The organism is Arthrobacter sp. AIWTK1 (assembly GCF_056680535.1).
Window position 1 is genome coordinate 3259977 of sequence record NZ_CM155287.1, and the last position, 26514, is coordinate 3286490.

The 26514-nt window shown below is 66.7% G+C and carries 21 protein-coding genes; 7 read left to right on the forward strand and 14 right to left on the reverse strand.

What is annotated here, in order from left to right:
* Window positions 1-42 precede the first annotated feature (42 nt).
* A complete protein-coding gene (locus AC1MDG_RS14875; RefSeq protein ID WP_479804782.1) occupies window positions 43-1134 on the reverse strand; it encodes a PfkB family carbohydrate kinase in 1092 nt (363 codons plus the stop codon).
* 159 nt (window positions 1135-1293) lie between these two features.
* On the opposite strand from AC1MDG_RS14875, the gene AC1MDG_RS14880 reads away from it, so the two are divergent.
* Complete coding sequence (locus tag AC1MDG_RS14880; protein ID WP_479804783.1) at window positions 1294-2676, forward strand: family 4 glycosyl hydrolase; 1383 nt, start codon at window positions 1294-1296, stop codon at window positions 2674-2676.
* Between the two features lie 25 nt (window positions 2677-2701).
* Here the strand turns inward: AC1MDG_RS14880 and AC1MDG_RS14885 are convergent, their stop codons facing one another.
* Window positions 2702-3238, reverse strand: a complete 537-nt coding sequence (locus AC1MDG_RS14885; RefSeq protein ID WP_479804785.1) for an N-acetyltransferase family protein — start codon at window positions 3236-3238, stop codon at window positions 2702-2704.
* A gap of 121 nt (window positions 3239-3359) precedes the next feature.
* On the opposite strand from AC1MDG_RS14885, the gene mshA reads away from it, so the two are divergent.
* The 3 genes from mshA to AC1MDG_RS14900 all read left to right on the forward strand — a co-directional run bounded on the left by mshA (window position 3360) and on the right by AC1MDG_RS14900 (window position 7428).
* Window positions 3360-4634, forward strand: coding sequence for a D-inositol-3-phosphate glycosyltransferase (gene mshA / locus AC1MDG_RS14890; RefSeq protein WP_043482928.1), 1275 nt, complete (start codon window positions 3360-3362; stop codon window positions 4632-4634).
* 55 nt (window positions 4635-4689) lie between these two features.
* On the forward strand, window positions 4690-6387 hold the full coding sequence (locus tag AC1MDG_RS14895; protein ID WP_479804787.1) for a formate--tetrahydrofolate ligase: 1698 nt from the start codon (window positions 4690-4692) through the stop codon (window positions 6385-6387).
* Window positions 6388-6510: 123 nt separating this feature from the next.
* Window positions 6511-7428: a DUF559 domain-containing protein gene (locus tag AC1MDG_RS14900; protein ID WP_479804789.1), complete on the forward strand. Its 918-nt coding sequence runs from the start codon at window positions 6511-6513 to the stop codon at window positions 7426-7428.
* Window positions 7429-7517: 89 nt separating this feature from the next.
* Here the strand turns inward: AC1MDG_RS14900 and AC1MDG_RS14905 are convergent, their stop codons facing one another.
* The 8 genes from AC1MDG_RS14905 to glmS form a co-directional block, all read right to left on the reverse strand.
* A complete protein-coding gene (locus AC1MDG_RS14905; RefSeq protein ID WP_479804790.1) occupies window positions 7518-8603 on the reverse strand; it encodes an inositol-3-phosphate synthase in 1086 nt (361 codons plus the stop codon).
* A 191-nt stretch (window positions 8604-8794) separates the two neighbouring features.
* Window positions 8795-9832: an L-glyceraldehyde 3-phosphate reductase gene (gene mgrA, locus AC1MDG_RS14910; RefSeq protein WP_479804791.1), complete on the reverse strand. Its 1038-nt coding sequence runs from the start codon at window positions 9830-9832 to the stop codon at window positions 8795-8797.
* Window positions 9833-9934: 102 nt separating this feature from the next.
* A complete protein-coding gene (treZ, locus tag AC1MDG_RS14915; RefSeq protein ID WP_479804793.1) occupies window positions 9935-11689 on the reverse strand; it encodes a malto-oligosyltrehalose trehalohydrolase in 1755 nt (584 codons plus the stop codon).
* Entirely contained in the window at window positions 11686-14049 is a 2364-nt protein-coding gene (gene treY, locus AC1MDG_RS14920) for a malto-oligosyltrehalose synthase (protein WP_479804795.1), read from the reverse strand. Before treY ends, treZ begins: the two co-directional genes overlap by 4 nt.
* Complete coding sequence (gene glgX / locus AC1MDG_RS14925) at window positions 14046-16301, reverse strand: glycogen debranching protein GlgX (protein ID WP_479804797.1); 2256 nt, start codon at window positions 16299-16301, stop codon at window positions 14046-14048. Before glgX ends, treY begins: the two co-directional genes overlap by 4 nt.
* Before the next feature lie 90 nt (window positions 16302-16391).
* Complete coding sequence (locus AC1MDG_RS14930; protein WP_479804799.1) at window positions 16392-17906, reverse strand: NAD(P)H-hydrate epimerase; 1515 nt, start codon at window positions 17904-17906, stop codon at window positions 16392-16394.
* 57 nt (window positions 17907-17963) lie between these two features.
* Window positions 17964-18311, reverse strand: a complete 348-nt coding sequence (locus AC1MDG_RS14935) for a holo-ACP synthase (RefSeq protein WP_043482943.1) — start codon at window positions 18309-18311, stop codon at window positions 17964-17966.
* 5 nt (window positions 18312-18316) lie between these two features.
* Window positions 18317-20209 (reverse strand): glutamine--fructose-6-phosphate transaminase (isomerizing), encoded by a 1893-nt coding sequence (glmS, locus tag AC1MDG_RS14940; RefSeq protein ID WP_479804801.1) that lies wholly within the window; start codon window positions 20207-20209, stop codon window positions 18317-18319.
* A 134-nt stretch (window positions 20210-20343) separates the two neighbouring features.
* On the opposite strand from glmS, the gene coaA reads away from it, so the two are divergent.
* Both coaA and AC1MDG_RS14950 read left to right on the forward strand, forming a co-directional pair.
* Window positions 20344-21309: a type I pantothenate kinase gene (coaA, locus tag AC1MDG_RS14945; protein ID WP_082049759.1), complete on the forward strand. Its 966-nt coding sequence runs from the start codon at window positions 20344-20346 to the stop codon at window positions 21307-21309.
* Between the two features lie 5 nt (window positions 21310-21314).
* Window positions 21315-22211 carry a M15 family metallopeptidase gene (locus AC1MDG_RS14950; protein WP_479804803.1) on the forward strand — a complete coding sequence of 299 codons (897 nt, stop codon included), beginning with the start codon at window positions 21315-21317 and terminating at the stop codon, window positions 22209-22211.
* Between the two features lie 191 nt (window positions 22212-22402).
* Here AC1MDG_RS14950 and AC1MDG_RS14955 read toward each other — a convergent pair whose 3' ends face one another.
* Window positions 22403-23233, reverse strand: coding sequence for a hypothetical protein (locus tag AC1MDG_RS14955; RefSeq protein ID WP_479804805.1), 831 nt, complete (start codon window positions 23231-23233; stop codon window positions 22403-22405).
* Window positions 23234-23444: 211 nt separating this feature from the next.
* Between AC1MDG_RS14955 and mscL the strand changes: the two genes are divergently transcribed.
* Window positions 23445-23840: a large conductance mechanosensitive channel protein MscL gene (gene mscL / locus AC1MDG_RS14960; RefSeq protein ID WP_479804806.1), complete on the forward strand. Its 396-nt coding sequence runs from the start codon at window positions 23445-23447 to the stop codon at window positions 23838-23840.
* Between the two features lie 68 nt (window positions 23841-23908).
* On the opposite strand, the gene glmM is transcribed toward mscL, so the two are convergent.
* The 3 genes from glmM to rplM form a co-directional block, all read right to left on the reverse strand.
* Window positions 23909-25267, reverse strand: coding sequence for a phosphoglucosamine mutase (gene glmM, locus AC1MDG_RS14965; RefSeq protein ID WP_479804807.1), 1359 nt, complete (start codon window positions 25265-25267; stop codon window positions 23909-23911).
* Window positions 25268-25370: 103 nt separating this feature from the next.
* Window positions 25371-25877, reverse strand: coding sequence for a 30S ribosomal protein S9 (rpsI, locus tag AC1MDG_RS14970; protein WP_043482963.1), 507 nt, complete (start codon window positions 25875-25877; stop codon window positions 25371-25373).
* Window positions 25878-25915: 38 nt separating this feature from the next.
* Window positions 25916-26359 (reverse strand): 50S ribosomal protein L13, encoded by a 444-nt coding sequence (gene rplM / locus AC1MDG_RS14975; RefSeq protein ID WP_011692756.1) that lies wholly within the window; start codon window positions 26357-26359, stop codon window positions 25916-25918.
* Window positions 26360-26514: the final 155 nt, after the last annotated feature.

Below are 26514 nucleotides of genomic sequence, written 5' to 3' on the forward strand. Positions count from 1 at the left end.
CCTAGTGATTCTAGTGGCGGCGCGGCGGGCGGCTTAATTCGGCTAGGCGTCGGAGAGGTGGGCGATGGTGGCCGTAGCCCGGCGAAGCGCCTGGGGAGGGACATCCCGCACGATTTCCTCCAGGAAGCTGAAGCGCCGGAGCCACTGGCTGCTTTGCCGTTCCGGCCTGGCGTTGGCTCGCTTCCACCAGTCTGCGATGTCGCCCCAGCCTGGTGCTGCGAGGGAACCGCCCACTTCCTGGACCGCCAGGGACGCGCACAGGTTGGCGAACCGGAGCCGGTCGGCCAGCGGCCAGCGCGCCAGGCTGCCCACAATGAAGGCGGCACCAAAGCAGTCCCCGGCCCCGGTGGGGTCAAAGGCCGAGACCGGCAGCGACGGAACCCACTCCTCCTCGCCCGTTTCGGAGTCCACGGCCATGGCACCCTGTGGCCCCAGGGTCACCACGGCCACCGGAACCCGGTCGGCGAGCGCATACAGCGCCGCCCACGGGGTGTCCCTGCCGGTGAAGGCCATGGCCTCGCGCTGGTTGGGCATAAACGCGTGGAAGTACTCGAGGTTGTCCAGCCTGGTGGAAGACCACTTGCCGGTGGCGTCCCAGCCGACGTCGCCGAAAAGTTTGACTCCGGCCCTGTGGGCGGCGACGGCCCACGGGGCCAGTTCCTCGTCCAGGTCGGCGACGGCGGCGAGCGCGGCCGGCGGCGTGCCGATCAGTTCCGATGAGGTGACCGGTGCCGGATGGCCGTGGGTCACCATGGAGCGGTCGTGCTGCACGCTGAGCGACACGGTCACGGGCGAGTGCCAGCCGGGGACCCGCTTGGAGAGGGACAGGTCCACATGCTCCTGGGCCGCCAGGATCTTCCAGTTGTAGTCCCCGTAGCCGTCGTCGCCGAAGGCGGCCGCCAGCCCGGTCCGCAGTCCCAGTCGCGCGGCGGCAATGGCCTGATTGGCCACCCCGCCCGGGCAGCTGCCCATTCCCTCGCTCCAGATCTCCGTGCCCGGCTCCGGCGCGTGGGGCAGCCCGGTGAAGATGATGTCCTGGAAAACCGTCCCCGTCAGGAGCAGGTCGAAGCTCCCGTCCGCGGGAGTGCGGACGGCGGAGAGCGGATCGAACCGGCGCTCTGGTATCGCGTCCATGTTCGGCAGACTACGCCCTCGCGCCACCCCTGCAAAGGGCCCCGCCGCGGGGCGCGCCAGGTGCTCGGCGCGGGTCATGATGAGGGCCCCGCCGCGGGGTGGCGTGAGTGGCCGGGTGCGGGTCGTGGTGACGGGCCGCGTCCGAATAGACTGCGTGGTATGCGGCTCATGATTGCCGGTGGCGGCGGATTCCGTGTCCCGCTCGTGTACCGGGCGCTCACCTCCGGCCCCTTCGCAGGGCTGGTGCACGAACTTGTGCTCTACGACGTCGATCCCCTGCGGCTGGCTGCCATCAAGGCCGTCCTGGCATCGATGGCTCCTTCCATCGGTGCGCGTGGCCCTGCCGTCAGCACCACCACTTCCCTGCCCGACGGGCTCGACGGCACCGACATGGTGTTCGCTGCCATCCGCCCCGGCGGAACAGCGGGCCGCACCGCCGACGAACGCGTGGCCCTCGGCCTGGGCCTGCTGGGCCAGGAGACCACTGGCGCCGGCGGGCTCTCCTACGCCCTGCGATCCGTCCCCGGGATGCTGGCACTGGCCCGCGAAATGAAGCAGCGGTGCCCTGAGGCGTGGCTGGTCAACTTCACCAACCCGGCCGGAATAGTCACCGAGGCACTGGTGCCCGTGCTGGGAAACAGGGTGATCGGAATCTGCGATTCTGCGGGCGGCCTGGTCCACCGGGCGGCCCGGGCGGCCGGCGCCGCCCTGCCTGAGGGGAGGCTCGACGGCGTGGGCTACTACGGGCTCAACCACCTGGGCTGGCTGTACCGGCTGGAGTCCGGCGGGAGGGACCTGCTGCCCGGGCTGCTTGCGGACGCAGGGGCCCTGTCCGGCTTCGAGGAGGGCCGGCTCTTTCCGCAGCCGTTCCTCGAGGCTTTGAGCTGCCTGCCCAACGAGTACCTGTACTACTACTACGACACTGCCCGGGCGGTCGGAGCCATCCGCGCTATGCGGCAGACACGGGGCGAATCGATCCATGAGCAGCAGTCCGGGCTTTACCCGGCGCTGGCCGCGGCCGGACCCCGTGCCTACGAACTGTGGGACGCGGCCCGCCGTTCCCGCGAGGAGGGCTACCTGGCCGAGGCACGCTCCGACGGCGAACAGCGGGACGAGGAAGACCTCGCCGGCGGCGGGTACGAACGCGTCGCCCTTGGCGTGATGCGGGCCCTGGCAGGGGCTACGGCTGCCGGGGGCGCGGAATCCCGGGGCACGGAGCTCATCCTCAACACCCCAAACGAAGGTGCGGTTCCCGGGCTGCCGGCGGACGCCGTCGTCGAGGTTCCCTGCGTGGTGACGCCCGACGGCGCGGTGCCTCTGCCGCAGGAACGGCCGGGAGACGCGCAACTGGCCCTTATGCAGCGGGTCAAGGAGGTGGAGCGGCTCACGGTGTCCGCGGCGGTGAACGGACGGCGCGGGGACGCTCTTCGGGCGTTCGCGCTCCACCCGCTAATTGATTCCGAGGAGCTGGCGGGCAACCTGCTGGCCGGATACGAAGCGGCGTTTCCGGCGCTCGGGCTGCTGTGGCGTGGCGGGGCCTGACTCCAACGGGCACCGATGCCGGCCGCTAGAGCTTGCGGTACATCACCTTCAGGCCCACATAGCCCAGCGTCGGATGGTTGAAGGCATCCGGGATGGTGGCCAGCACCTCGAAGCCCATGGCCTGCCAGGCTGCCACCGCCCGGACGTTGCTCTCCACCACAGCGTTGAACTGCATGGCACGGAAGCCTGCCGCCCGGGCCGCGTCCAGCGAGTAGGCGCAGAGCGCCTTGGCCAGCCCTTTGCCGGCGTGATCCGGGTGGACCATGTAGCCGGCATTGGCCACATGGTTCCCTCTGCCGCCCTGGTTGGCGTGCAGCTCTCCGGTGCCCAGCACCGCCCCGTCCTGCACGGCCACGAATGCCTGGCCGGAGGCGTCCTTGAACCAGCGGTTCCGGGCCTCGTCCTCCGTGGTGCCGCGGTCCCAAGTGAAGGTGTCGCCGGCCCGGATGACCGGTTCCAGGATGGCCCACATACCGGGCCAGTCGGCTGCGGTGGCGGGGCGGATGTCGACGCCGGACGGGGGCCGGTCTGAATCTGCGGTTGCGTCTGCGGTTGCGCTCACAGCCGCCACGTTAGCAGGAGGGCTCCCGGTGTTCGGGACGGCGCTCGGGACACTGTGAAGGCCGGGGCACTTCAGGAGTAGTGTTTTATCGGATGCAGTACCGCCAGCCGAAGGGAGAGCCGTGACTCTGATCCGCCGTGTCGCGTTCCTTTCCCTGCACACCTCGCCCATGGAACAGCCCGGTTCCGGCGACGCCGGAGGCATGAACGTGTACGTGCGTGCACTGGCATCGGCGCTGGCCGCCAGCGGCGTCGAAGTGGAAATCTTCACGCGGTCCACGTCGTCGGGACAACCCGCCGTCGAACACCCGGATCCCGGCGTATGCGTCCACAACGTGATCTCCGGACCGCCGCGGAAGCTGCCCAAAGAGGAGCTTCCGGAGCTGCTGCACAGCATGGTGGCGGAAATTGAGCGCATCCGGCAGCGCCAGCCGCACGGCCGGTACGACCTCATCCATTCGCACTACTGGGTCTCCGGTGTGGCCGGGCTGGAGCTTTCCCGGCTGTGGGGGGTGCCGCTGGTGCACACCATGCACACCATGGCCAAGGTCAAGAACCTCCTGCTGCAGTCCGGTGAGAAACCCGAACCCCGGCGGCGCGAGGACGGCGAACACCGGATCGTCGACGGCGCCACCCGGCTGATCGCGAACACCCCGGCCGAAGCCGCGGAACTCGTGTCGCACTACGACGCCGACTTCGACCACATCGACGTGGCTCCCCCGGGTGTGGACCTGACGGTGTTCACGCCGGCGTTCCGGACCCGTTCGCGGGCACAGCTCGGAGTGCCCGCCGGCAAGTTCCACCTGCTGTTCGCCGGACGGATCCAACGGCTCAAGGGCCCGCAGGTCCTCGTCAAGGCAGCTGCCCTGCTCCGCTCGCGCCGCCCGGACATCGACCTCCAGGTGACCATCCTGGGCGCCCTGAGCGGGGCCAAGGACTTCGACCTGAAGTCGCTGATCAGCGCGGCCGGAATGGACGACGTCGTCACGCACCATCCGCCGGTGAACGCCCCGGCGCTGGCCGGCTGGTTCCGCTCCGCCGACGTCGTGGTGATGCCGTCCTACAGTGAATCCTTCGGCTTGGTGGCGCTGGAAGCCCAGGCCTGCGGCACGCCCGTGGTGGCAACCCGGGTGGGCGGACTGTCCCGGGCCATTTTCGAGGGCAGGACCGGGCTGCTGGTGGACGGGCACAAAGCCGCGGACTGGGCCGACGTCCTGGAGGCGCTCTACGACGACCCCGCCACCCGCGGGGACATGGGGAGGGCTGCAGCCCTGCACGCCCAGGGCTTCGGCTGGCAGCGGACCGCCGCGATCACGCTGGAAAGCTACCATGCCGCCGTCGACCAGTACATTGACAGTCACAGAATTCCGGTGGGCCACACGCCTCAAGCCGGGTAGCGCCGGGCGGGACCCCCGACCGGTTTTCCCTGAAGCCACGAACTGAAGGACAACGATGTCTGACAACAACGTCATGAGTGACCTGGAAATCGCCCAGCGCGCCACCATGCGGCCCATCGGCGACATCGCCGCCGCGGCAGGCATCAACGCCGACGCCCTGGAACTCTATGGCCGGTACAAGGCCAAGATCGATCCGGCGAAGCTTGTGGCTGCGGAAGGGGCACCGGACCGCCCGCCGGGCAAGGTGGTGCTCGTCTCGGCGATGTCCCCCACTCCGGCGGGCGAAGGGAAGTCCACCACCACGGTGGGCCTGGCGGATTCCCTGGCCCGCGCCGGCCGGAAGGTGATGATTGCGCTGCGTGAGCCGTCCCTGGGCCCCGTCCTGGGCATGAAGGGCGGGGCCACCGGCGGGGGGTACTCCCAGGTGCTGCCCATGGAGGAAATCAACCTGCACTTCACCGGCGACTTCCACGCCATCACCTCGGCGAACAACGCCCTCATGGCACTGGTGGACAACCACATTTTCCAAGGCAACGAACTCAACATCGATCCCCGCAGGATGACGTTCAAGCGGGTCCTGGACATGAACGACCGCTCGCTCCGCGAAGTGGTGATCGGCCTCGGCGGACCTGCCCAGGGCGTCCCCCGGCAGGACGGCTTCGACATCACGGTGGCCTCGGAGATCATGGCCGTGTTCTGCCTGGCCACGGACATAGCCGATCTGCGCACCCGGCTGGGCCGCATCACCTTCGGCTACACCTATGACCGTGAACCCGTCACGGTGGCGGACCTCGGCGTCCAGGGCGCACTGACCATGCTGCTCAGGGAGGCGATCAAGCCCAACCTGGTGCAGACCATCGCCGGCACTCCGGCCCTGGTGCACGGCGGCCCGTTTGCCAACATCGCGCACGGCTGCAACTCGCTGATCGCCACCCAGACCGCCCGCCGGCTCGCAGATATCGTGGTCACCGAGGCCGGCTTCGGCGCCGATCTGGGGGCCGAAAAGTTCATGGACATCAAGGCGAGGGTGGCAGACGTGGCGCCGTCCGCCGTCGTACTGGTGGCCACGGTGCGGGCGCTGAAGATGCACGGAGGCGTGGCCAAGGACCGGCTGAAGGAACCCAACGTGGAGGCGCTGGCATCCGGAACCGCCAACCTCCGGCGGCACATACTCAATGTGGAAAAGTTCGGGATCACTCCCGTGGTGGCGGTCAACAAATTCGGCACGGATACTCAGGAGGAGCTGGACTGGCTGCTGGAATGGTGCGCCGGCGAAGGGGTGCAGGCGGCCGTGGCCGACGTCTGGGGCCGGGGCGGCGGCGGGGACGGGGGTGACGATCTCGCGGCCAAAGTGCTCGCAGCGCTCGAGGCACCGCACAGCTTCCGGCACCTTTATCCGCTGGAGTTGTCTGTGGAGGACAAGATCCGCACCATCGTGCAGGAAATGTACGGGGCCGACGGCGTGGACTTCTCCGTTCCCGCGCTCAAGCGCCTTGCCGAAATCGAGAAGAACGGCTGGGCAGGCATGCCCGTGTGCATGGCCAAGACGCAGTATTCCTTCAGCGACGACGCCACCCGCCTGGGTGCGCCGAAAGGCTTCACGGTCCACGTACGGGACCTCATCCCCAAGACCGGCGCCGGCTTCATCGTGGCGCTGACCGGAGCGGTGATGACGATGCCGGGCCTGCCCAAGGTCCCGGCAGCCCTGCGGATGGACGTGGACGACACCGGCAAGCCAGTCGGCCTCTTCTAGACCCGGCGTTGCGCTATCACCTGTGGCTGCCATTCCGGCCTGTTGGGGACCGAGAGTGATAGCGCAACGGGAGGGTGTGGATAACTTCTGCGGGTCCGCGGCATTCGAGCCACAATGGGGCGCATGCGACCACCCGCGCCTCTCCCGGCCCATTTGTCCGCCGCCCCGTTCACGGTCCACGAAGCGCGGGGCGCCGGCCTCAGCGCCGCCCGGCTCCGGTCATCCGACCTCGAGACGGCCGGGCGACTACTCTACTTGCCCACCGGCTGGGAGTTTGAACTGCGCGGCCTGGCCCGGGCACTTTCGGCGGTGACCCCGGGCGCGTGGATCTCGCACCTAACGGCCGCAACGCTGCACGGGCTGTGGCTGCCAGCCTGGTACCGCGGCTGCCGCGAGCTGCACCTGAGTAAACCCAAAGCGCTGCCCCCGGTTCGGCGCACGGGCGTCGTGGGGCATACAGTCCTGGCTTTTGAGGACGAGGTGATGGTGATGGACGGCATCCGCATCTCCACTCCCGCCCGAACCTGGCTTGACCTTGCCCGGCTGCTGCCCCTTGAAGACCTCGTAGCCGTGGGTGACCAGCTGGTAAGGCGCCCGCGCCCGGAGCTAGAGGGCCGAACGGAGCCGTGGGCAACGCTTTCCCAGTTGCACGCAATAATGAAGCGCCACCCGAAGCTCAAAGGCATCGTGAAGGCGCGCGAGGCTGCGCAACTGATTCGGCCGGGGGCCGACTCCGCGCCTGAGACCTTCCTGCGACTGGCATTGACCGCAGCCGGTCTGCCGGAGCCGGAGTTGCAGGTGCGGATCGTCGCGGAGGATCCGTACTCACCCGCTGCAGACCTCGGCTACCGTAAGCATCGGATGGCCATCCAGTACGACGGCGGTCATCACCTCACGCGCGAGCAACAGTCCCGCGACAATCGCCGCGACGAAGCATTCAACTCGGCGGGCTGGAGGTATTTCAAGTTCAACGCGGACGATCTGGCTGATGATTTCCGCCGCGCGGTGGGCAGGGTCCGGCACGCCCTCCCTTGCCGTTAAGCGCCGGTTGCCCTATCACTTACAGCGGCCAAACCAGCGGTTTAGGAGCCGTAAGTGATAGGGCAACCGGGGGAGCGGGAAAAAGGAGCTTAGCGCTCCAGGTCTCCGCGGATGAAGGCCTCAACCTTTTCACGGGCGAGGTCGTCGTTGAACTGCTCCGGCGGGGACTTCATGAAGTAGCTCGAGGCGGAGAGCAGCGGGCCGCCGATGCCGCGGTCCAGGCCGATCTTGGCGGCACGGATGGCGTCGATGATCACCCCGGCGGAGTTGGGTGAGTCCCACACTTCGAGCTTGTACTCCAAAGAAACCGGGGCGTCGCCGAAGTTGCGTCCTTCGAGGCGGACGAAGGCCCACTTGCGGTCGTCCAGCCACTGAACGTAGTCGGACGGGCCGATGTGCACGTCCTTGGCAGCCAGTTCGGCTTCGACGTTGGAGGTGACGGCCTGGGTCTTGGAGATCTTCTTGGATTCCAGGCGGTCGCGCTCCAGCATGTTCTTGAAGTCCATGTTGCCGCCGACGTTGAGCTGGTAGGTGCGGTCCAGCGTGACGCCGCGGTCTTCGAAGAGCTTGGCCATGACGCGGTGCGTGATGGTGGCACCGATCTGGCTCTTGATGTCGTCGCCCACGATCGGGACACCGGCGGCGGTGAACTTGTCCGCCCACTCCTTGGTCCCGGCGATGAACACCGGCAGGGCGTTGACGAACGCGACTCCGGCGTCGATTGCGGCCTGTGCGTAAAATTCGGCGGCTTCCTGCGAACCAACGGGCAGGTAGCAGACCATGACGTCAACCTTGGCGTCCTTCAGGGCCCGGACAACATCGACCGGCTCTTCCGGAGACTGCTCGATGGTCTCGAGGTAGTACTTCCCGAGGCCGTCCAGGGTGGGGCCGCGCTGGACGGTCACACCGGTGGGCGGAACGTCGGAGATCTTGATGGTGTTGTTTTCGCTGGCCAGGATGGCGTCGGCCAGGTCAACGCCGACCTTCTTGCCGTCAACATCGAAGGCTGCAACGAAGTGAACATCGTTGACGTGGTACTTACCGAACTCCACGTGCATCAGACCGGGGATCGTGGCCTTGGGGTCGGCATCCCGGTAGTAGTGGACACCCTGGACCAGGGAAGCGGCGCAGTTACCCACACCGACGATGGCGACACGAATCGGATTTGAAGACACGGAACTCCTTTGAGAACAAACTTCACTGCCCCGCGCGGCTGCACTCTGATGTGCGACGGCGGCTGATGGGCACGGCGCCATTGGGCACCCTTGCATTGTAGCCAACGCCGCCGGGGCCGGACTTGTTCCCGGTTGGCCCCGGCGGCTCTATTACGCCGCTCTGTTACGCGGCGGCCACCTTTACGCGCAGGCTACTTCTGGGCCCAGAGGTTGATGTCGGATTCGACGGCGAACTCGTCAATGGCTTTCAGCTCCTCCTGCGAGAATGCCAGGTTGTTGATGGCGGACAACGTGTCCTCCAGCTGCTTCACGCTGGACGCCCCGACCAGCGCGGACGTTACGGGCGAACCCTTGGGCTGGTCGCGGAGGATCCAGGCGATGGCCATCTGCGCGAGCGACTGCCCGCGGCCGCCGGCGATCTTGTTGAGCCCGCGGACCCGGTCCAGCTTGTCCTCGGTGAGCGCCGACTCGGACAGGAACCGTTCCTTGGCGGCGCGCGAATCGGCCGGAACCCCGTTCAGGTAGCGGTCCGTCAGCATGCCCTGGGCGAGCGGGGAGAACGCAATGGAACCTGCGCCCACCTGGTCCAGGGCCTCATAGAGGTTGGGCGCACCGTCCTCGGTCCAGCGGTTCAGCATGGAGTAGCTGGGCTGGTGGATGAGCAGCGGGGTGCCGAGGTCTTTCAGGATCCGGGCGGCCTCGATCGTCTGCTCGGGCGTGTAGGAGGAGATGCCCGCGTACAGGGCCTTGCCGGAGCGCACGGCGTAGTCCAGCGCCCCCATGGTCTCCTCCATGGGCGTTTCCGGATCGGGGCGGTGGCTGTAGAAGATGTCCACGTAGTCCAGGCCCATGCGCTGCAGCGACTGGTCCAGGCTGGAGATCAGGTATTTGCGGGAGCCCCACTCGCCGTACGGACCGGGCCACATGTAGTAGCCGGCCTTGGTGGAGATGACCAGTTCGTCGCGGTACGGCTTGAAATCGTCCTGCAGGTGGCGGCCGAAGTTGGTTTCCGCGGAGCCGTCCGGCGGGCCGTAGTTGTTGGCCAGGTCAAAGTGGTTGACGCCGAGGTCGAAGGCGCGGCGAAGGATGGCGCGCTGCTCTTCGAAGCGCTTGTCATCGCCGAAGTTGTGCCAGAGGCCAAGTGAGATGGCCGGAAGTTTGAGCCCGCTGCGTCCGACGCGGCGGTAGGGCATGGATTCATAGCGGTTGTCCGCTGCAGAATAAGTCATACCTGCAATCCTGCCAGCTGTGATGCACACAACAGCCAACAAATCCGGTGTTACGCCGCGGGCTGACACAAACAGCCCGCGGCGTAAGGACAGAGGCTGAAGTTAAGCCTTCAGAATGGCGGCACTCCAAGGAGCCAGCATCAGCGAACCGCCGTCGGGCACTGTGGCCTCGTCGGTGGAGAGCAGCAGCGTGCCGGCAGCGTCCTCGAGCTTGACCGCCTGTTCGGAGAAGTTCAGTGCCACGTGCACGTCTCCGCGCCGGAACCGCAGCCACCTGTCCTCTTCGCTGTACTCCACCGCGGTGTCCGTGAACCCGAGGCCTGCGAGTTCAGGGGTGGAACGGCGGAGCGCCGTGAGGGCCCGGTAGAGGTTCAGGAGCCGTGCGTGGTCACCCTCGGCGGCTTCGGCCCACTTCAGTTTCGAACGGCTGAAGGTTTCGGGGTCCTGGGGATCGGGCACGACGGCGGGATCCCACCCCATGCGCTCGAACTCCTTGATGCGCCCTTCCGCCGTCGCCTTGCCCAGCTCCGGCTCGGGGTGAGAGGTGAAGAACTGCCACGGCGTGGTGGCGCCGTATTCCTCCCCCATAAAGAGCATGGGCGTGAACGGGGACGTCAGCGTGAGGACAGCAGCCAGGGCCAGCTGCCCGTAGGTCAGCGACTGGGAGAGCCTGTCGCCGGTGGCCCGGTTGCCGATCTGGTCGTGGTTCTGGCTGCACACCACCAGGGCGGCAGGGTGCACCAGCCCGGTGTTGATGGGCCGTCCATGGTGCCGGCCGCGGAAGCTGGAGTAGCTGCCGTCGTGGAAGAAGCCGTCGCGCAGGACCTTGGCCAGGGCGCCCAGTGAATCGAAGTCGCTGTAGTAGCCCTCTGTCTCGCCGCTGATGTTCACGTGGACGGCGTGGTGGAAGTCGTCGCTCCACTGGCCCTCCAGCCCGTACCCGTTGACGTCGCGGGGGTACAGCAGGCGGGGGTTGTTGAGGTCCGACTCAGCGATCATGGTGATCGGCCGGCCGGTTTCGGCGGCCACGGTGTCGCCCAGGGCGCCGAACTCCTCCAGGAGATGGACCGCGCGCTCGTCCTTGAAGGCATGTACTGCGTCGATCCGCAGCCCGTCGACGTGGTAGTCCCGGAGCCACATGGCCGCGTTGTCCAGGATGTAGCGGCGGACCTCGTCGGACCCGCCCCCGTCCAGGTTGACCGAGTCGCCCCAGGTGTTCCCCTCCCCCGACTTAAGGTAGGGCCCGAAGCGCGGCAGATAGTTGCCGCTGGGGCCGAGGTGGTTGTACACCACGTCCTGGATGACGCCCAGGCCGGCGGCGTGCGCGGCGTCCACGAAGCGCTGGTAGGCTGCGGGCCCGCCGTAGCCCTCATGGACGGTGTACCAGAGCACTCCGTCGTAGCCCCAGTTGTGGGTGCCGTTGAAGCCATTGACGGGCAGGAGTTCCACGAAGTCTACGCCGAGGTCCTTGAGGTAGCCCAGTTTTCCGGCGGCGGCTTCCAGGGTGCCCTCGGGAGTGAAGGTGCCGATGTGCAGTTCATAGATGACGGCGCCCTGCAGCTCCCGGCCCGCCCAGTTTCCGTCCGCCCACTCATAGACGGAGGGATCAAAGGTGCGGGACAGGGAGTGGACCCCCTCCGGCTGGCGGCGGGAGCGGGGATCCGGCAATGGGGTGGTGTCAGTCCCCGGCAGGTAGCCGTAGTCCACCTCTCCCTTGGCCGGGGCACCGGGCGCCGTCCACCAGCCCTCACCGCGTTGGCTCATGGGGTATTCAACGCCGTCTGCCAGCAACGTGATGGCTGTGACGTCCGGCGCCCAGATGTCGAAGCGTCCGCTTCCGCTTACGGGGTGGGTCATCCGTGGTTCTCCGATCCGTCGGTAGTGGCAACGACTGCTGGTACCAGCAGTGCAACGGGGTAGCTGGCCAGGATGTCCGCAACGGACACCGGCCCGGGCCCGAAGCTGCTGCCGGTGAGCTCATCTGTCATGGCCGCCGGCAGCGCCACCGTGGTGTCCTGCCAGCCGCCGGACTGTTCCAGCCGGCGCGGCAGCCTGGTGGCGAGCGTGAGGGCTCCGGCAGACTGGCCGGCTCCCCTGCTGAACGCCACCAGGTGCGACGCCGCGGGGCCGGTGGCCGCAAGGGCCGAGTAGCCGGTGAAGAGCTCGGGCCGGTCACGCCGGAGCCTGAGCGCCCGCGAAGTCACCAGCAGCTTGGCGGCGTCATCCTGGTACGAGGCCGGACGCACGCCGGAGTCGAGTTCGGCCAGCGCGTTCCGCCGCGCGGCAAAGTCCACAGCACGGCGGTTATCCGGATCCGTCAGCGAACGGTCCCAGAACTCGGTGCCCTGGTACACATCCGGGACCCCAGGCATGGTCAGCTGCACCAGTTTGGCGGACAGCGCGTTTGCCGCGCCGTACGGTTCCAGGAGCGCCACGAAGGCCTCCAGTTCCGCACGGACCTCCGGGTTATCGAACGCGGAGTCGACGGCGGCAGCCAGCTTCTGTTCGAACGCTTCGTTGGGGTCCAGCCAGTCGGTCGAATTTCCGGCCTCGCGGGCGGCCTTGGTGGCGTACTGCTGGAGCCGCTCCCGGGAGGCAGGCCATGCGCCGGCGATGGCCTGCCACAGAAGGCTTGCCAGCGGCCCGTCGGGCAGCGGTGCAAGTTCCTGCAGTTTGGCCAGGACCTTGTCCCATTCCGCCACGAACTCCGAAATCACGGAGATCCGGGCGCGGGTGTCCTCGCTGCGCTTGGTGTCATGCGTGCTCAGCGTGGTCATGGACAAGGGCAGGTCGGCTTCCCGCCGCGCCATCCGCCGGTGGAACTCGGCAGGGTCGAGGGCGAACTCGGTGGGATCGGCGCCCACCTCCGTCAGGGTTCCCAGCCGGGTGTAGCGGAAGAAAGCAGTGTCCTCCACGCCCTTGGCCATCACCATGCCGGAGGTCTGCTGGAACCGCTGTGCCAGCGCCGAGCCGGAATCCAGCAGCAGCGGCTGCAGCACTTCAATGGCCGCAGCGAGGTCCGGGCGGTTCCGTGCCGCGAGGCTGCAGGCTTCCTTGAGGACGTCCTCGCCATTCGGGAGGTAGGTCCGGTACACGGGGAAGGAGGCAATGATCTCGGAGACCGCGTCAGCGGCGTGGCCCCCGTCCACCCCGGCCCCGTCGAGGTCCGTCCCGGCCGGAACAAGCCGCGCCAGCCGGAGGACCTCGGAGTGCAGGATGCCGTCGGTGATCCGGCGTTTGGTTCCGCGGATCATTTCCTCATAGTCTGCGGGTTCTCCGCCGCGGAGCCTGCCGTCGAGCTGGTCCAGGGCTTTCTGCGCCGAGGCGTCCACGAAGAGGCGGTCCACGTCCGCCAGCGCGTCGTACCCGGTGGTCCCTTCGCAATCGAAGGAAGCGGGCAGCTTCTCCCCCGGCTCCAGGATCTTCTCGATCAGCAGGTAGCTGCCGCCGGTCACTTCGCGGAGCCGCCGAAGGTAGCCCTCCGGGTCGGCCAGCCCGTCCGGGTGGTCGATCCGGAGCCCGTCCGCCAGCCCCTCGCGGAACCAGCGGACCACTTCGGCATGGGCTTCGTCGAACACCCGGGGGACTTCCACCCGGACGCCCGCCAGCGTATTGACGGCGAAGAAGCGGCGGTAGTTGAGGTCCGTATCCGCGCGGCGCCAGCCCACCAGTTCGTAGTTCTGGCGGGCGTGGACGTCACGGTGGTCATCCCCCTCGGTGAAGCTTCCTTCGGCCAGCGGGAACCGGTGGTCGTAATAGCGGAGTTCGCCGTCGCGGATTTCCAGCTTGTCCAGGTCGTCGTCGCTCCCCAGCACGGGCAGCCGGACGCGTCCGCCGCCGAAGTCCCAGTCGACGTCGAACGCTTCTGCGTAAGGGGACTTGCGGCCTTCCTTGAGCAGGGACCACCACCAGGGATTCTGGTACGGCGACGCCACGCCGACGTGGTTGGGCACAATGTCCACGAGGACGCCCATGCCGGCGGCGCGGGCCGCCCGGGACACAGCTTCGAGGCCCTCGGGACCGCCACGGTCCGGGTCCACTGTGGACGGGTCCGTGACGTCGTAGCCGTGGTCCGATCCCTTTTCCGCCGTCAGGATCGGGGACAGGTAGATCCAGTCCACGCCCAGCGACTTCAGGTAAGGGACCTCGGCGGCGGCGTCCTGCAGCGTGAAGGAAGGCCGGATCTGCAGGCGGTACGTGGAGACCGGCGTCCTCATGAATCCGCCTTGCCGGCAGACCTTGCCCTCGTTGCCTGGGCGGGCTCGGCGATGGCCGGTGAGGTCAGCGCCGCCGTCTCGCTGGTAGCGGTTTGCGTCAGTGCCGCGAGGGATGCTGCCACCGAGTGGTCCGGCTCGGTCTCCGGAACGCTGTGGGCGCGGAGCACCACGAGGGACTTGGCGTCGACGGCCAGGACACCGCCGGCTTCCACGGGTTCGGTGTCGGCGTTGTGCCCTGCGGTGTCGATGATGATGTCCCAGGCGGGAGCATATTCGTCGGAAGGCAGGGTGAACTTCACTTCGTCGTCATGCGCGTTGAAGTAGAGCACAAAGTTGACGTCGGTGATGCGGCGGCCGCGTTCGTCGCGGCCGCGGATACCGTCGCCGTTGAGGAACATGCCCACCGAGCGGCCGAAGCCGCTGTCCCAGTCTTCGGGCTTCATGGTGGAGCCGTCCACGTCCAGCCATTCGATGTCCGGAAGCCGTTCGCCTTCGCCGCGCAGGACCGGCCTGCCGTCGAAGAAGCGGCTGCGCCGGAAGGTGGGGTGCTTGTGCCTGAGCGCATTGACGGCGGCGGTGAATTCCACCAGGGGCTGGTCCACGTTGTCCCAGTTGATCCAGGTCAGCTCGGAATCCTGGCAGTAGCCGTTGTTGTTGCCCTGCTGCGTGCGGCCCATCTCGTCGCCGTGAAGCAGCATGGGCACGCCCTGGGAGAGCAGCAGCGAGGCGATGAAGTTGCGCTGCTGCCGGGCGCGCAGGGCCAGGACCTTGGGGTCGTCGGTGGGGCCCTCAGCGCCGCAGTTCCACGAGCGGTTGTGGGATTCGCCGTCGTTGTTGTCCTCGCCGTTGGCTTCGTTGTGCTTCTCGTTGTAGGACACCAGGTCTGACAGGGTGAAGCCGTCGTGGGCGGTGACAAAGTTGATCGAGGCAACCGGACGGCGGCCGGAGTGCTCGTAGAGGTCGGCGGAGCCGGTGATCCTGGAGGCGAATTCGCCCAGGGTGGCCGGTTCTCCGCGCCAGAAGTCGCGCACGGTGTCGCGGTACTTACCGTTCCATTCCGTCCACTGCGGCGGGAAGTTGCCCACCTGGTAGCCGCCTGGGCCCACGTCCCACGGCTCGGCGATCAGCTTGACCTGGGACACTACCGGGTCCTGCTGGATAAGTTCGAAGAAGGTGGACAGCTTGTCCACATCGTAGAATTCGCGGGCCAGCGTGGAGGCGAGGTCGAACCGGAAGCCGTCCACGTGCATCTCCGTCACCCAGTAGCGCAGCGAATCCATCAGGAGCTGCAGGGAGTGGGGGTGCCGGACGTTGAGCGAGTTGCCCGTGCCCGTGTAGTCCATGTAGTGCTTCTCGTCGCCGTCCATGAGCCGGTAGTAGGCGGGGTTGTCGATGCCCTTGAAGGACAGCGTGGGGCCCAGGTGGTTGCCTTCGGCGGTGTGGTTGTATACGACATCGAGGATCACTTCGATGCCGGCCTGGTGCAGCGAACGGACCATGGCCTTGAAGTCCTGGACCTGCTGGCCGGTGTCACCGGTGGAGCTGTAGGTGTTGTGCGGGGCGAAGAAGCCGATGGTGTTGTAGCCCCAGTAGTTGTTGAGGCCCTTGTCTTCCAGGATGCCGTCGTTGACGAACTGGTGCACCGGCATCAGTTCGATGGCCGTGACGCCCAGCTTCTGCAGGTGGGAGATGACCGACGGGTGCGCGACGCCGGCATAGGTGCCGCGCTGGTCCTCCGGAACTTCGGGGTGCAGCTGGGTGAGGCCCTTGACGTGGGCCTCGTAGATCACGGACTTGTGGTACGGAATCCTGGGGTTGTGGTCTCCGTCCCAGTCGAAGAACGGGTTGATCACCACGCCCATCATCATGTGCGGGGCGGAATCCGCGTCATTACGGGAATCGGGATCGCCCATGTTGTAGGAGAACAGCGCGGGGTCCCAGTCGATCTGGCCGTGCACGGCTTTCGCGTAAGGGTCCAGCAGGAGCTTGTTCGCGTTGAACCGGTTTCCGGATGCGGGATCGTAGGGTCCGTGGACCCGGTAGCCGTATTTCTGGCCGGGCTGGATGTGGGGCAGGTAGCAGTGCCACACGTAGCCGTCGACTTCGAGGAGCTCGATCCGGGTCTCCGCGCCCTTATCGTCGAAGAGGCACAGTTCCACCTTTTCAGCCCTTTCGCTGAACAGCGCAAAGTTCGTGCCAGTTCCGTTAAAGGTGGCTCCCAGCGGGTATGCCGATCCGGGCCAGACTTCCATGTGTACTCCTCGTGCGTTACGGATTAATCTCTAGACAGACTACTAGTAAGTAGGTTTAGTAATTGTTTTCCCACGGTTTGCGCGGAATGATTACAAAGTGCGCATCACCTCGGGCAGGGACTGGGCGATAATACCGGCGGTCACAGGGCCGCCGCCCGAGGCCAGTGTGCCTGCACGGCCGTGCAGGCTTGCCGCCACGGCCCCGAGGGCTGCCCAACGCTGGTCCGCGGAAATCCCGCAGGCGCCAAACCGTTCCTCGTCGTCAGCATGCTGGGCCAGCAGGGAGCCCAGCACCCCGGCCAGCACGTCACCGCTGCCGGCGGTGGCCATCCACGGCGTGGCTTCAGCCTGGCTGAAAACCGGGCCGTAGGGCGCGGCCACCAGGGTGGTGGCGCCCTTGAGCAGGACTGTGGCTCCGGTTCGTTCAGCCGCCTGGCGCACGGCGTCCAGCGTGGCACCGTCCACGCCCTGCCGCCCGAGGTCGATTCCGTAGCGCTGCAGGATGCGCGCCAGTTCGCCGCCGTGCGGCGTCAGCACCACGTGCGGAGGCAGGGCGTCAGGGAGGGCGGGCAGCGCACCGGCGTCGGCGGCTACGGGCAGTCCCGACTCGACGGCGTCGCGCACCCGCTGCAGCTGCTCGTCGTCGCCATCGGCGATACCCGAACCGACCAGCCAGGCCTGGACGTGCGCGTCAGCCACGTTGTCCGGTCCGCACACCACTTCCGGGCATGCCTGCCGGACCAGCCGGGTCGGTTCGGCCGGGCCAAGGTACCGGACCATTCCGGCTCCGGCCGCGAGGGCGCCGCGGCAGGCGAGGACGGCAGCCCCCGGGTACTGCTGCGAGCCCGCAACGACGCCCAGGACGCCGCGGGTGTATTTGTGGGAGCGGCGGCCCGGCGGGGGCAGCAGCCGGGAAAGGTCGGCGGATTCCAGGCGCCGCAGCACCGGCAACGGCAGTTCGGCCTCGATGCCGATGGGGATGACCACCACCCGCCCGGCATAGTCGGCGCCGGGATCAGCGAGCAGTCCGGCCTTCGCTCCACCGAACGTCACGGTGAGGTCGGCCGGAAGAACCGGGTCATAGGCCTCGCCGGTGTCCGCGTTCACGCCGCTGGGGATGTCGCAGGCCACCACGAACCCGTGTTCCCCGGTCCGCAGCTTCCCGACGAGGGAGGCCGCTGCGCCGCGGAGCCCGCCTTGGGCGCCGGTCCCCAGCACCGCGTCGATCACGACGTCGGCGCCGGCGGCTTCCGCTGCCAGTTCGCCCGCGTTGTGGTCGGTGAGGATCAGGGCGCGGCCGCCGGCCCGCTCAAAGGCGGCCAGGCCGTCCGGGTGGGCCTCGCCGGCGGTGAGCACCGCCGTCGTACGCATTCCGCGGGCGGCCAGGAAGGTGGCGGCGAAGAGCCCGTCTCCCCCGTTGTTGCCCTTGCCGACCAGCACGGAAACGCTGGCGCCGTAGGGGCGGAGCCCGCGCGCCGTGAGTTCCCGGACCACGGCATTGGCCAGGCCGTAGGCTGCGCGCTGCATCAGAACAGCGCCCGCACCTGCACGGAGAAGGGGTTTTTCGGCCTCACGAATCTGGGTGCCGGTGTAGGCGCTGATCATTGGTTCAGTCCAATCGGTGCTAGGTCCGCTGCGGGCCGTCAGGTGGAGATTGCGCGCTTACCCTTCCGCCAGGACGGTCGCCGTGGCGATGCCGCCGTCGTGGCTCATGGACAGGTGCCAGCGCTTGACGCCCTTGGACTCGGCGACGGCCAGCACGGTGCCCTTCACCTGGACGGTGGGGCCATTCTGGTCCAGGCCGATCCAGCAGTCCTGCCAGTTCATGCCGGCCGGGGCGCCCAGAACTTTGGCCACGGCTTCCTTGGCCGCAAAACGCGCGGCCAGGGAGCGGGTGTTCAGTTCGCGCTCGGCAGGGACAAACAGCCTGTCCCGGAGCCCCGGGGTCCGTTCCAGCTGCCGGCCGAACCGTTCAATGTCTACGACGTCTACGCCAATGCCAACAATCATGCGGCTTATTCTACGGTCACGCTCTTGGCCAGGTTGCGTGGCTGGTCCACGTCGTATCCCTTGGCCGTGGCAAGTTCGAGGGCGAAGATCTGCAGCGGCACGGTGGCCAGCAGGGGCGCCAGGAGCGTGGGCGTCTCGGGGATGTAGAAGACGTGCTCGGCGTAGGCCTTGACGGCCTCGTCACCCTCTTCTGCGATCACGATGGTCTTCGCGCCGCGGGCCCGGACTTCCTGGATGTTGGAGACCACCTTGGCGTGCAGCGAGTTCCGGCCGCGCGGGGAGGGAACCACCACGAACACGGGCTGGCCTTCCTCGATCAGCGCGATCGGGCCGTGCTTCAGCTCGCCGGCGGCGAAGCCTTCGGCGTGGATGTAGGCGAGCTCCTTGAGCTTGAGTGCGCCTTCCATGGCCACCGGGAAGCCGACGTGGCGGCCCAGGAACAGCACGGACTTGGCACCGGCCATGGAGCGGGCAAGATCCTTGATCTCCCCTTCGTGATCCAGGATTTCCTGGATCTTCGCCGGGATCTTGCCGAGGTCGGCCAGGATGTCCTTGATCTCGCCCTGGAACTTGTTGCCGCGCAGCTGTGCCAAATAAAGGCCCAGCAGGTACGCGGCGGCGATCTGCGCCAGGAACGCCTTGGTGGAGGCGACGGCGATCTCCGGACCGGCGTGCGTGTACAGCACGGCGTCGGATTCGCGCGGGATGGTGGAGCCGTTGGTGTTGCAGATGGAGAGGGTCTTGGCGCCCTGTTCCTTGGCGTACCGGACGGCCATCAGGGTGTCCATGGTCTCGCCGGACTGGGAGATGGACACCACCAGGGTGTTCTCGTCCACGATCGGGTCGCGGTAGCGGAACTCGTGCGAGAGCTCCACCTCCGTGGCGATCCGGCACCAGTGCTCAATGGCGTACTTGGCCACCTGGCCGGCGTACGCGGACGTGCCGCACGCCAGCACGATGATCTTGGTGATGCCCTTCAGGTGCTCCGGGTCAATACGCATCTCGTTGAGCGTGAGCTTGCCGTCCAGGTCGTAGCGGCCCAGGAGGGTCTTGGCCACTGCGTCAGGCTGGTCGTGGATTTCCTTCTCCATGAAGGACGGGAAGCCGCCCTTTTCCGCCGACGACGGGTCCCAGTCCACGTGGTATTCCTTGCCGTGGGCCGGGGCGCCGAAGAAGTCCGTGATGTCCACCGTGTCAGCTGTGATGGTCACGATCTGGTCCTGGCCCAGTTCCACGGCGCGGCGGGTGTAGTCAATGAAGCCGGAGACGTCCGAGCCGAGGAAGTTCTCCCCGTCACCCAGGCCCACCACGAGCGGCGAGTTGCGCCGGGCCGCCACGACGACGTCGGGCTGGTCCGCGTGCACGGCCAGCAGCGTGAAGGCGCCCTCGAGCCGCTGGCAGGCAAGCTGCATGGCCTTCGTCAGCCCGCCGTTGGCGGCGTTGCCGTTCAGCTGGTTGCGGAAGATGTCGCCGATCAGCGCGGCGGCCACCTCCGTGTCCGTCTCGGACGCAAACACAGCGCCCTTTTCGAGCAGCTCCAGCTTGAGCTCGGCGAAGTTCTCGATGATGCCGTTGTGGATCAGGGCCAGCTTGCCGCCGTCGGACAGGTGCGGGTGCGCGTTCTGGTCCGTAGGCCCGCCGTGCGTGGCCCAGCGGGTGTGGCCGATTCCGGTGAAGGAATCCGGCAGCGGCTTCTCATCCAGTTCCGCGATCAGGTTGCTCAGCTTCCCTGACTTCTTGCGGGACGAGATGACTCCGTCCGAGACCACGGCCACGCCAGCCGAGTCGTAACCCCGGTACTCCAGGCGGCGAAGCCCCTCCAGGACAACGTTCAACGCGTTGTGCCCACCATTTACCCGGCCCGATGAATGGCCTACGTATCCTACGATTCCACACATAGAGCCAAGCTTATATGGACTCGGAGTCCAGTGACGTTCGTTGCAGCCGCGGCGGGGCAGGCGCCGGGCCCCGTTACAGCGGATGCGACGTGCTCCATTTCGCTCTCAGCGTCGCGGAGGGCAGAATCTCTAACGTGACTTTGCAACGCAATGAAGCGAATGGAGAGGGTGTCTCCCCGTTCGTGGAGCTGGACAGGCAGACCTGGTCCCGGCTCGCAGCCCAGATGGAACAGCCTCTGAATGAAGAGGACGTGGTCCGTCTCAGAGGGCTCGGTGATCCGCTGGACATGAAGGAAGTCCGCGAAGTCTATTTGCCGCTCTCACGGCTGCTTCACCTCTATGTGGAGGCCGCGGGCCAGCTGCACTCCGCCACCACCACGTTCCTCGGCGAACAGACGCAGCGCACACCCTTCGTGATCGGCGTGGCCGGTTCCGTGGCCGTGGGCAAGTCCACCATCGCCCGCGTGCTCCGCGAGATGCTCCGCCGCTGGCCGGGTACGCCCAACGTGGAGCTCATCACCACCGACGGTTTCCTGTATCCCCTGGCCGAACTGAAGCGCCGGCACCTCCTGGAGCGCAAGGGTTTTCCGGAGTCGTATGACCGCCGCGCGCTCCTTCGCTTTGTGAGTGAGATCAAGGGCGGCGCGGAAGAGGTCCGGGCTCCCTGGTACTCCCACGTCACGTATGACATTGTGCCCGGCAAGGAAGTAGTGGTCCGCCGGCCGGACGTGCTGATCGTGGAGGGCCTGAACGTCCTGGCCCCCGCCCGCCCCCGCCACGACGGCAAGCAGGGGCTGGCCCTGAGTGATTTCTTCGACTTCTCCATCTACGTCGACGCCAAGACCTCCTACATCGAGGAATGGTACGTGGACCGGTTCCGCAAGCTGCGGACCACTGCCTTTGCCCAGCCAGAGTCCTACTTCCACCGCTACGCCACGCTGTCCGATGAGGAAGCCGAAAGCACCGCCCGCGATATCTGGAAGCGCATCAACGAGCCCAACCTGGAGGAGAACGTCCTCCCCACCCGGGGCCGGGCCCAGCTGGTGCTCACCAAGGAAGCGGACCATTCCATCCGCCGCATGCTGCTGCGGAAGGTCTAGCACACGTGTGCCACAACTGTTCCGCTGCTGCCGTGCCGGCGCCGAGCAGGCGGTCTGTCGCCAAGCTCCTGGCCGCCGGTGCCGGACTGACTGCCCTGGCGGCCTGCACGCCCGACGCCGGAACCCGGCCGCCGTCGTCGTCCTCCCCTTCTGCAATGTCAGCATCGACCTCGCAGACTGCAACGCCATCCACCGCAGCGCCAGCGACGTCCACCGCCGCCAGTGAACCGGGTGCGGTGGCGACGCCGACTCCCACTTCCGCGCCGACGCCCGCCTCGCCCGCGGCCGGGCTGCCCCACCAGCATTCACTGACGGATCCGGCCAGCCCGTGGCTGGTGGTCAACAAGCACCGTCCGCTCTCCCCCGCTGACTACGTTCCGGCGGACCTGGTGCAGCCGAACGTCGCCCTGGCAGTTTCGGGCGAGGCAGCCCAGTTGAACAGCACGACGGCGGCTGCCGCGGAACAGATGTTTGCCGCGGCAGCGCAGGACGGCGTCACCATAACCCTGGCAAGCGGCTACCGTTCGTACGGCACGCAGGTGGCAACGTACAACGGCTATGTTGCGGCCCGGGGGCAGGCAGAGGCTGACACGGCCTCGGCCAGGCCGGGCTTCTCCGAGCACCAGACCGGCTGGGCTTTTGACATCGGCGACGGCGGCGGAGCGTGCAGCTTCCAGCCGTGTTTCGCCGAACAGCCTGCGGCAGTGTGGGCCAAGGCCAACGGGCACCGGTTCGGTTTCGTGGTGCGGTATCCGTGGATGTTCCACGAGATCACCGGGTACTACTACGAGTCCTGGCACCTGCGGTTCATCGGGGTGGAGGCGGCAGCGGACATGTCAGCCAAGGGCATTGCGACGCTGGAGGAGTACTTCGGACTGGAAGCGGCGCCGGGGTATCTGTAGGGCTTCGCCGGATTCGGCATGGCTGGGAGCCCGGCGGCGCAACCAAGGAAAGCTCAGCCTACGGCCGTGTTGCCCGCGGCTCGCTTGAGGCGCGGCTGGAGTACCCCCTTCACGCCGAGTGTGGATCACGGGCAACGCATCGCCAGAAATCCTGGAAGCGACCAAGGGCTCCTACTTACCCGGCTCGTCCTTTAGGGCAGTCCGTCAACCGTGCCGAGGCCGCACCGGGCGACGACGTACCCCCAGAACAACAGTGCGTGTGGACGGGTGCCGCGCCAGCTCAAGGGGACGGACGCGCCATTCTGCTCGACGACGGTAGCCGTCCACCGACGTCGCACCAGCCCGGGCCGGCGCAGCCGGAGCTTGCTGAGGGAGGAGTAGGGGATCCATCTCCCTGCAAGGCGCTGTGCAAGGCCATCCGCACGGGCCGGCGTAACGGTGGCGCGCTGAAAATGTGGGTTCTCACTCTGGTCCAGCGGGCCGTGCGGGATGGTACCGGCGGGCAGGATGAGGATGCCGTTCCGGTTGACCCATATTTGAACTTTCCGCCCCTCACTGCTGGCATCCCCGGAGACCAGCCGGCACAGGTCGTCGTCTTCGGGAGGTTCCACTGTCTGTGCCGGCTGTGTTGCCTGAGCCGTGGGGGCTGTGTCGGGCGGAGCGACGCCGTCCCCGGCTGGGGTGCCCGGCCGGCGCCCCGCACGCGTATCGTGGGCCCTTCTGTTGGCAGCAGCGACGGCTTGCATAACGGCTGCCCGCAGTCCATCGGCACACAACCGGGGCGCGTCGACGGCGAACACTTCGCGATCGAGCTGGATAACCGAACGGACACCGGCCTGCTCACCCAACAGGTCCGCCAGGTCGTCGTGGTCGTGGCGAACGAGCAGACCGACGGCGTCGTCCAGTTCCACCAGCCATCGGTGCTCGGCGATCTCGGGTTCGTCTTCGGTCTCGACGGAGATCCAGTCCGCCAACTCGGCCGGCCGAACCGGCCTGTCTTCCTCCTCCGCGATTAATGGCACGAGGAGTCCCAGACGCTCGACAACATCAGTCGTGTGAAGAGAACAATCATGCTTCTTCAGTCGGTGTTGCACCATTCCCGTCCCGTCCCCACACAAGCATGCACCGTCCTTCGGCAGACGCGAGTCTACGGCACCTGGCGTCCGGGCCGACACGCCGGGAAATTACCTTGTCGTCACACCGTGTTCACAAGCCGGCGCTAGTCTGGGTCCCATGTTGACCGGATTCAAGAATTTCATTATGAAGGGCAACGTCGTAGACCTTGCCGTCGCTGTGGTCATGGGTGCGGCGTTCGGCGCCGTCGTGACCTCAATCGTTGAAGGCTTGCTGACTCCGCTGATCGGCCGCCTGTTCAATGCCAAGGGCATTGAAGAAATGCAGTGGGAGGGATTCATGTATGGATCCGTCATCTCCTCCGTCATTTCGTTCCTGCTGGTGGCCGCGGCCATCTACTTCGTGGTCATCGTGCCGATGAACCACATGATCGAACGCCGCAACCGACGGCTCGGTATTGATACCGAAGTCAAGGAAGAGGCCGCCGAAGATCCGCAGATCGCACTCCTCACCGAAATCCGGGATGCACTCCAGAGCGGCAGCACCCGGGCTTAGTTCCTGAGCACAATGAAAAAGTGGTCCGCCTCCGGATGGGGCGGACCACTTTTTTGTTGTGCGTGGGCTTAGACGGCCGGCGTGACGGCCAGTCGTTCCTCCACCACTGCCGCGAGGTGCTTGCAGATACGTTCGGCGGTGGGCATGTCGGCCGCCTCCACCATCACACGGACCAGGGCCTCCGTTCCGGACGGCCGCAAGAGCACCCGGCCGGTCTCGCCGAGTTCCGCGGAAGCTTCAGCCACGGCGGCCAGGACGCCCTCGTCGGTGCCGGCTCGGGCCTTGTCCACGTTCTTGACGTTAATCATGAGCTGCGGAAGCTTGGTCATCACCGCGGCAAGTTCTTTCAACGACTTGCCCGTGAGTGCCACCTGGGCGGCCAGCTGGAGGCCGGTCAGGAGGCCGTCGCCGGTGGTGGCGTGGTCAGCGAAGATTACGTGGCCGGACTGTTCGCCGCCGAGATTGTAGCCGCCGTCGCGCATTTCCTCAAGAACGTAGCGGTCCCCCACCGCAGTCTCGCGGATGGTGATGCCGGCGTTGCGGAGGGCGATCTTCAGGCCGAGGTTGCTCATGACGGTGGCCACCAGGACGTTGTCCTTGAGCTTGCCGGAGTTCTTCAGCGCCAGGGCGAGGATGGCCATGATCTGGTCACCATCCACCTCGTTGCCTTCGTGGTCGATGGCCAGGCAGCGGTCGGCGTCGCCGTCGTGGGCGATGCCCAGGTCGGCGCCGTGTTCCACTACGGCCTTCTGGAGGGCGCCGAGGTGGGTTGAGCCCACGCCGTCGTTGATGTTCAGGCCATCGGGCTCAGCGCCGATGACCACGATCTCGGCACCGGCGTCGTTGAAGAGCTGCGGTGAACAGCCGCTGGCGGCACCGTGGGCGCAGTCGAGGACCACCTTCAGCCCGTCCAGGCGGTGCGGCAGGGTCCCGAGCAGGTGGACGATGTAGCGGTCCTCGGCGTCTGAGAAGGTCTGGATTCGGCCTACGTCGCTGCCTGTGGGCCTGACAGGATCTTTGCCCATCTGCGCCTCGATGGCATCTTCAACCTCGTCAGGGAGCTTCTGCCCGCCCCTAGCGAAGAATTTGATGCCGTTGTCCGGGGCCGGATTGTGGGAGGCGGAGATCATGACGCCGAAGTCGGCGTTGAGATCGGCCACCAGGTAGGCGGCGGCAGGAGTGGGGAGGACGCCGGCATCGTAAACGTCGATGCCGGAACTGGACAGTCCCGCCGAGACGGCTGCCGAGATGAACTCGCCACTGGCACGCGGGTCGCGGGCCACCACGGCGCGCGGCCGGGAGCCGTTCGTGCTGCGGTCGTGGCCGAGGACGACGGCGGCCGCTTGCGCCAGCTGCATCGCCAACTCTGCTGTGAGCAGGCCGTTAGCCAGGCCCCGGACACCATCTGTTCCAAATAATCTAGACATCGGGTCAAGTTTAGACGACGGACCTGCGCTTAACGGCGAAAGCCCGCCCCGCCGAGTGGCGGGACGGGCTTCCGGTAAGCGCCAGAGGCGCCTGCAAGCGGATTTAGCGCTTGGAGTACTGCTGAGCCTTGCGGGCCTTCTTGAGACCGGCCTTCTTACGCTCGATGACGCGTGCGTCACGGGTCAGGTAGCCGGCCTTCTTCAGGGTGGCGCGGTTGTTCTCGACGTCGATCTCGTTCAGTGAACGGGCGATGCCGAGACGCAGTGCACCGGCCTGGCCGGAGGGGCCACCGCCGTGGATGCGGGCAATGACGTCGTAAGCGCCGTCAAGATCGAGGATCTTGAAGGGCTCGTTGACGTCCTGCTGGTGCAGCTTGTTCGGGAAGTAGTTCGCCAGCTCGCGGCCGTTGATGATCCACTTGCCGGAGCCCGGCACAACGCGAACGCGTGCAACGGCTTCCTTGCGGCGGCCAACAGCTGCGCCGGCAACGGTCAGTGCCGGGCGCTCCTTCTTCGGCGCAGCAGCTTCAGCAGCTCCGCTTTCCGAGGTGTAGCTGGTCAGGGTTTCCTCTGCCTCAACGGCTTCGGTGGTCTCTTCGTTCTGAGCCACGGTTCTCCTTGTATAGATAAGTTGTTTGGTGGCCAGGACTACTGGGCGACCTGGGAAATTTCGAAAGTCTTGGGCTGCTGGGCGGCGTGCGGGTGCTCTGCACCGCGGTAAACCTTCAGCTTGCCCAGCTGCTGTGCAGCGAGGGAGTTCTTCGGGAGCATGCCCTTGATGGCCTTCTCCACGGCGCGAACCGGGTTGGATTCCAGCAGCTCCGCGTAGTTGACGGAGGTCAGGCCGCCCGGGTAGCCGGAGTGGCGGTAAGCGCGCTTCTGTTCGAGCTTGGCGCCGGTCAGGGCAACCTTCTCGGCGTTGATGATGATGACGAAGTCGCCCATGTCCATGTGGGGAGCAAAGGTGGCCTTGTGCTTGCCGCGCAGCAGGATTGCGGTCTGGCTGGCGAGACGACCAAGGACAACGTCGGTGGCGTCAATGACGTGCCACTGGCGGTTGATATCGCCGGGCTTCGGGGTGTACGTACGCACGGTGTTTGCCTCGTTCTTGTTCTGGCGTTCTTGTTTAGGTGTCACGTAAGCGTGTGCACCTACTATCTATGCGCTACCGGAACAGAGGTGAGGGCTCTATGAATCCAGTGGTCCAGAAGTCTCGAATATGCCCGAGGAGTAGTTATCCTGCAACC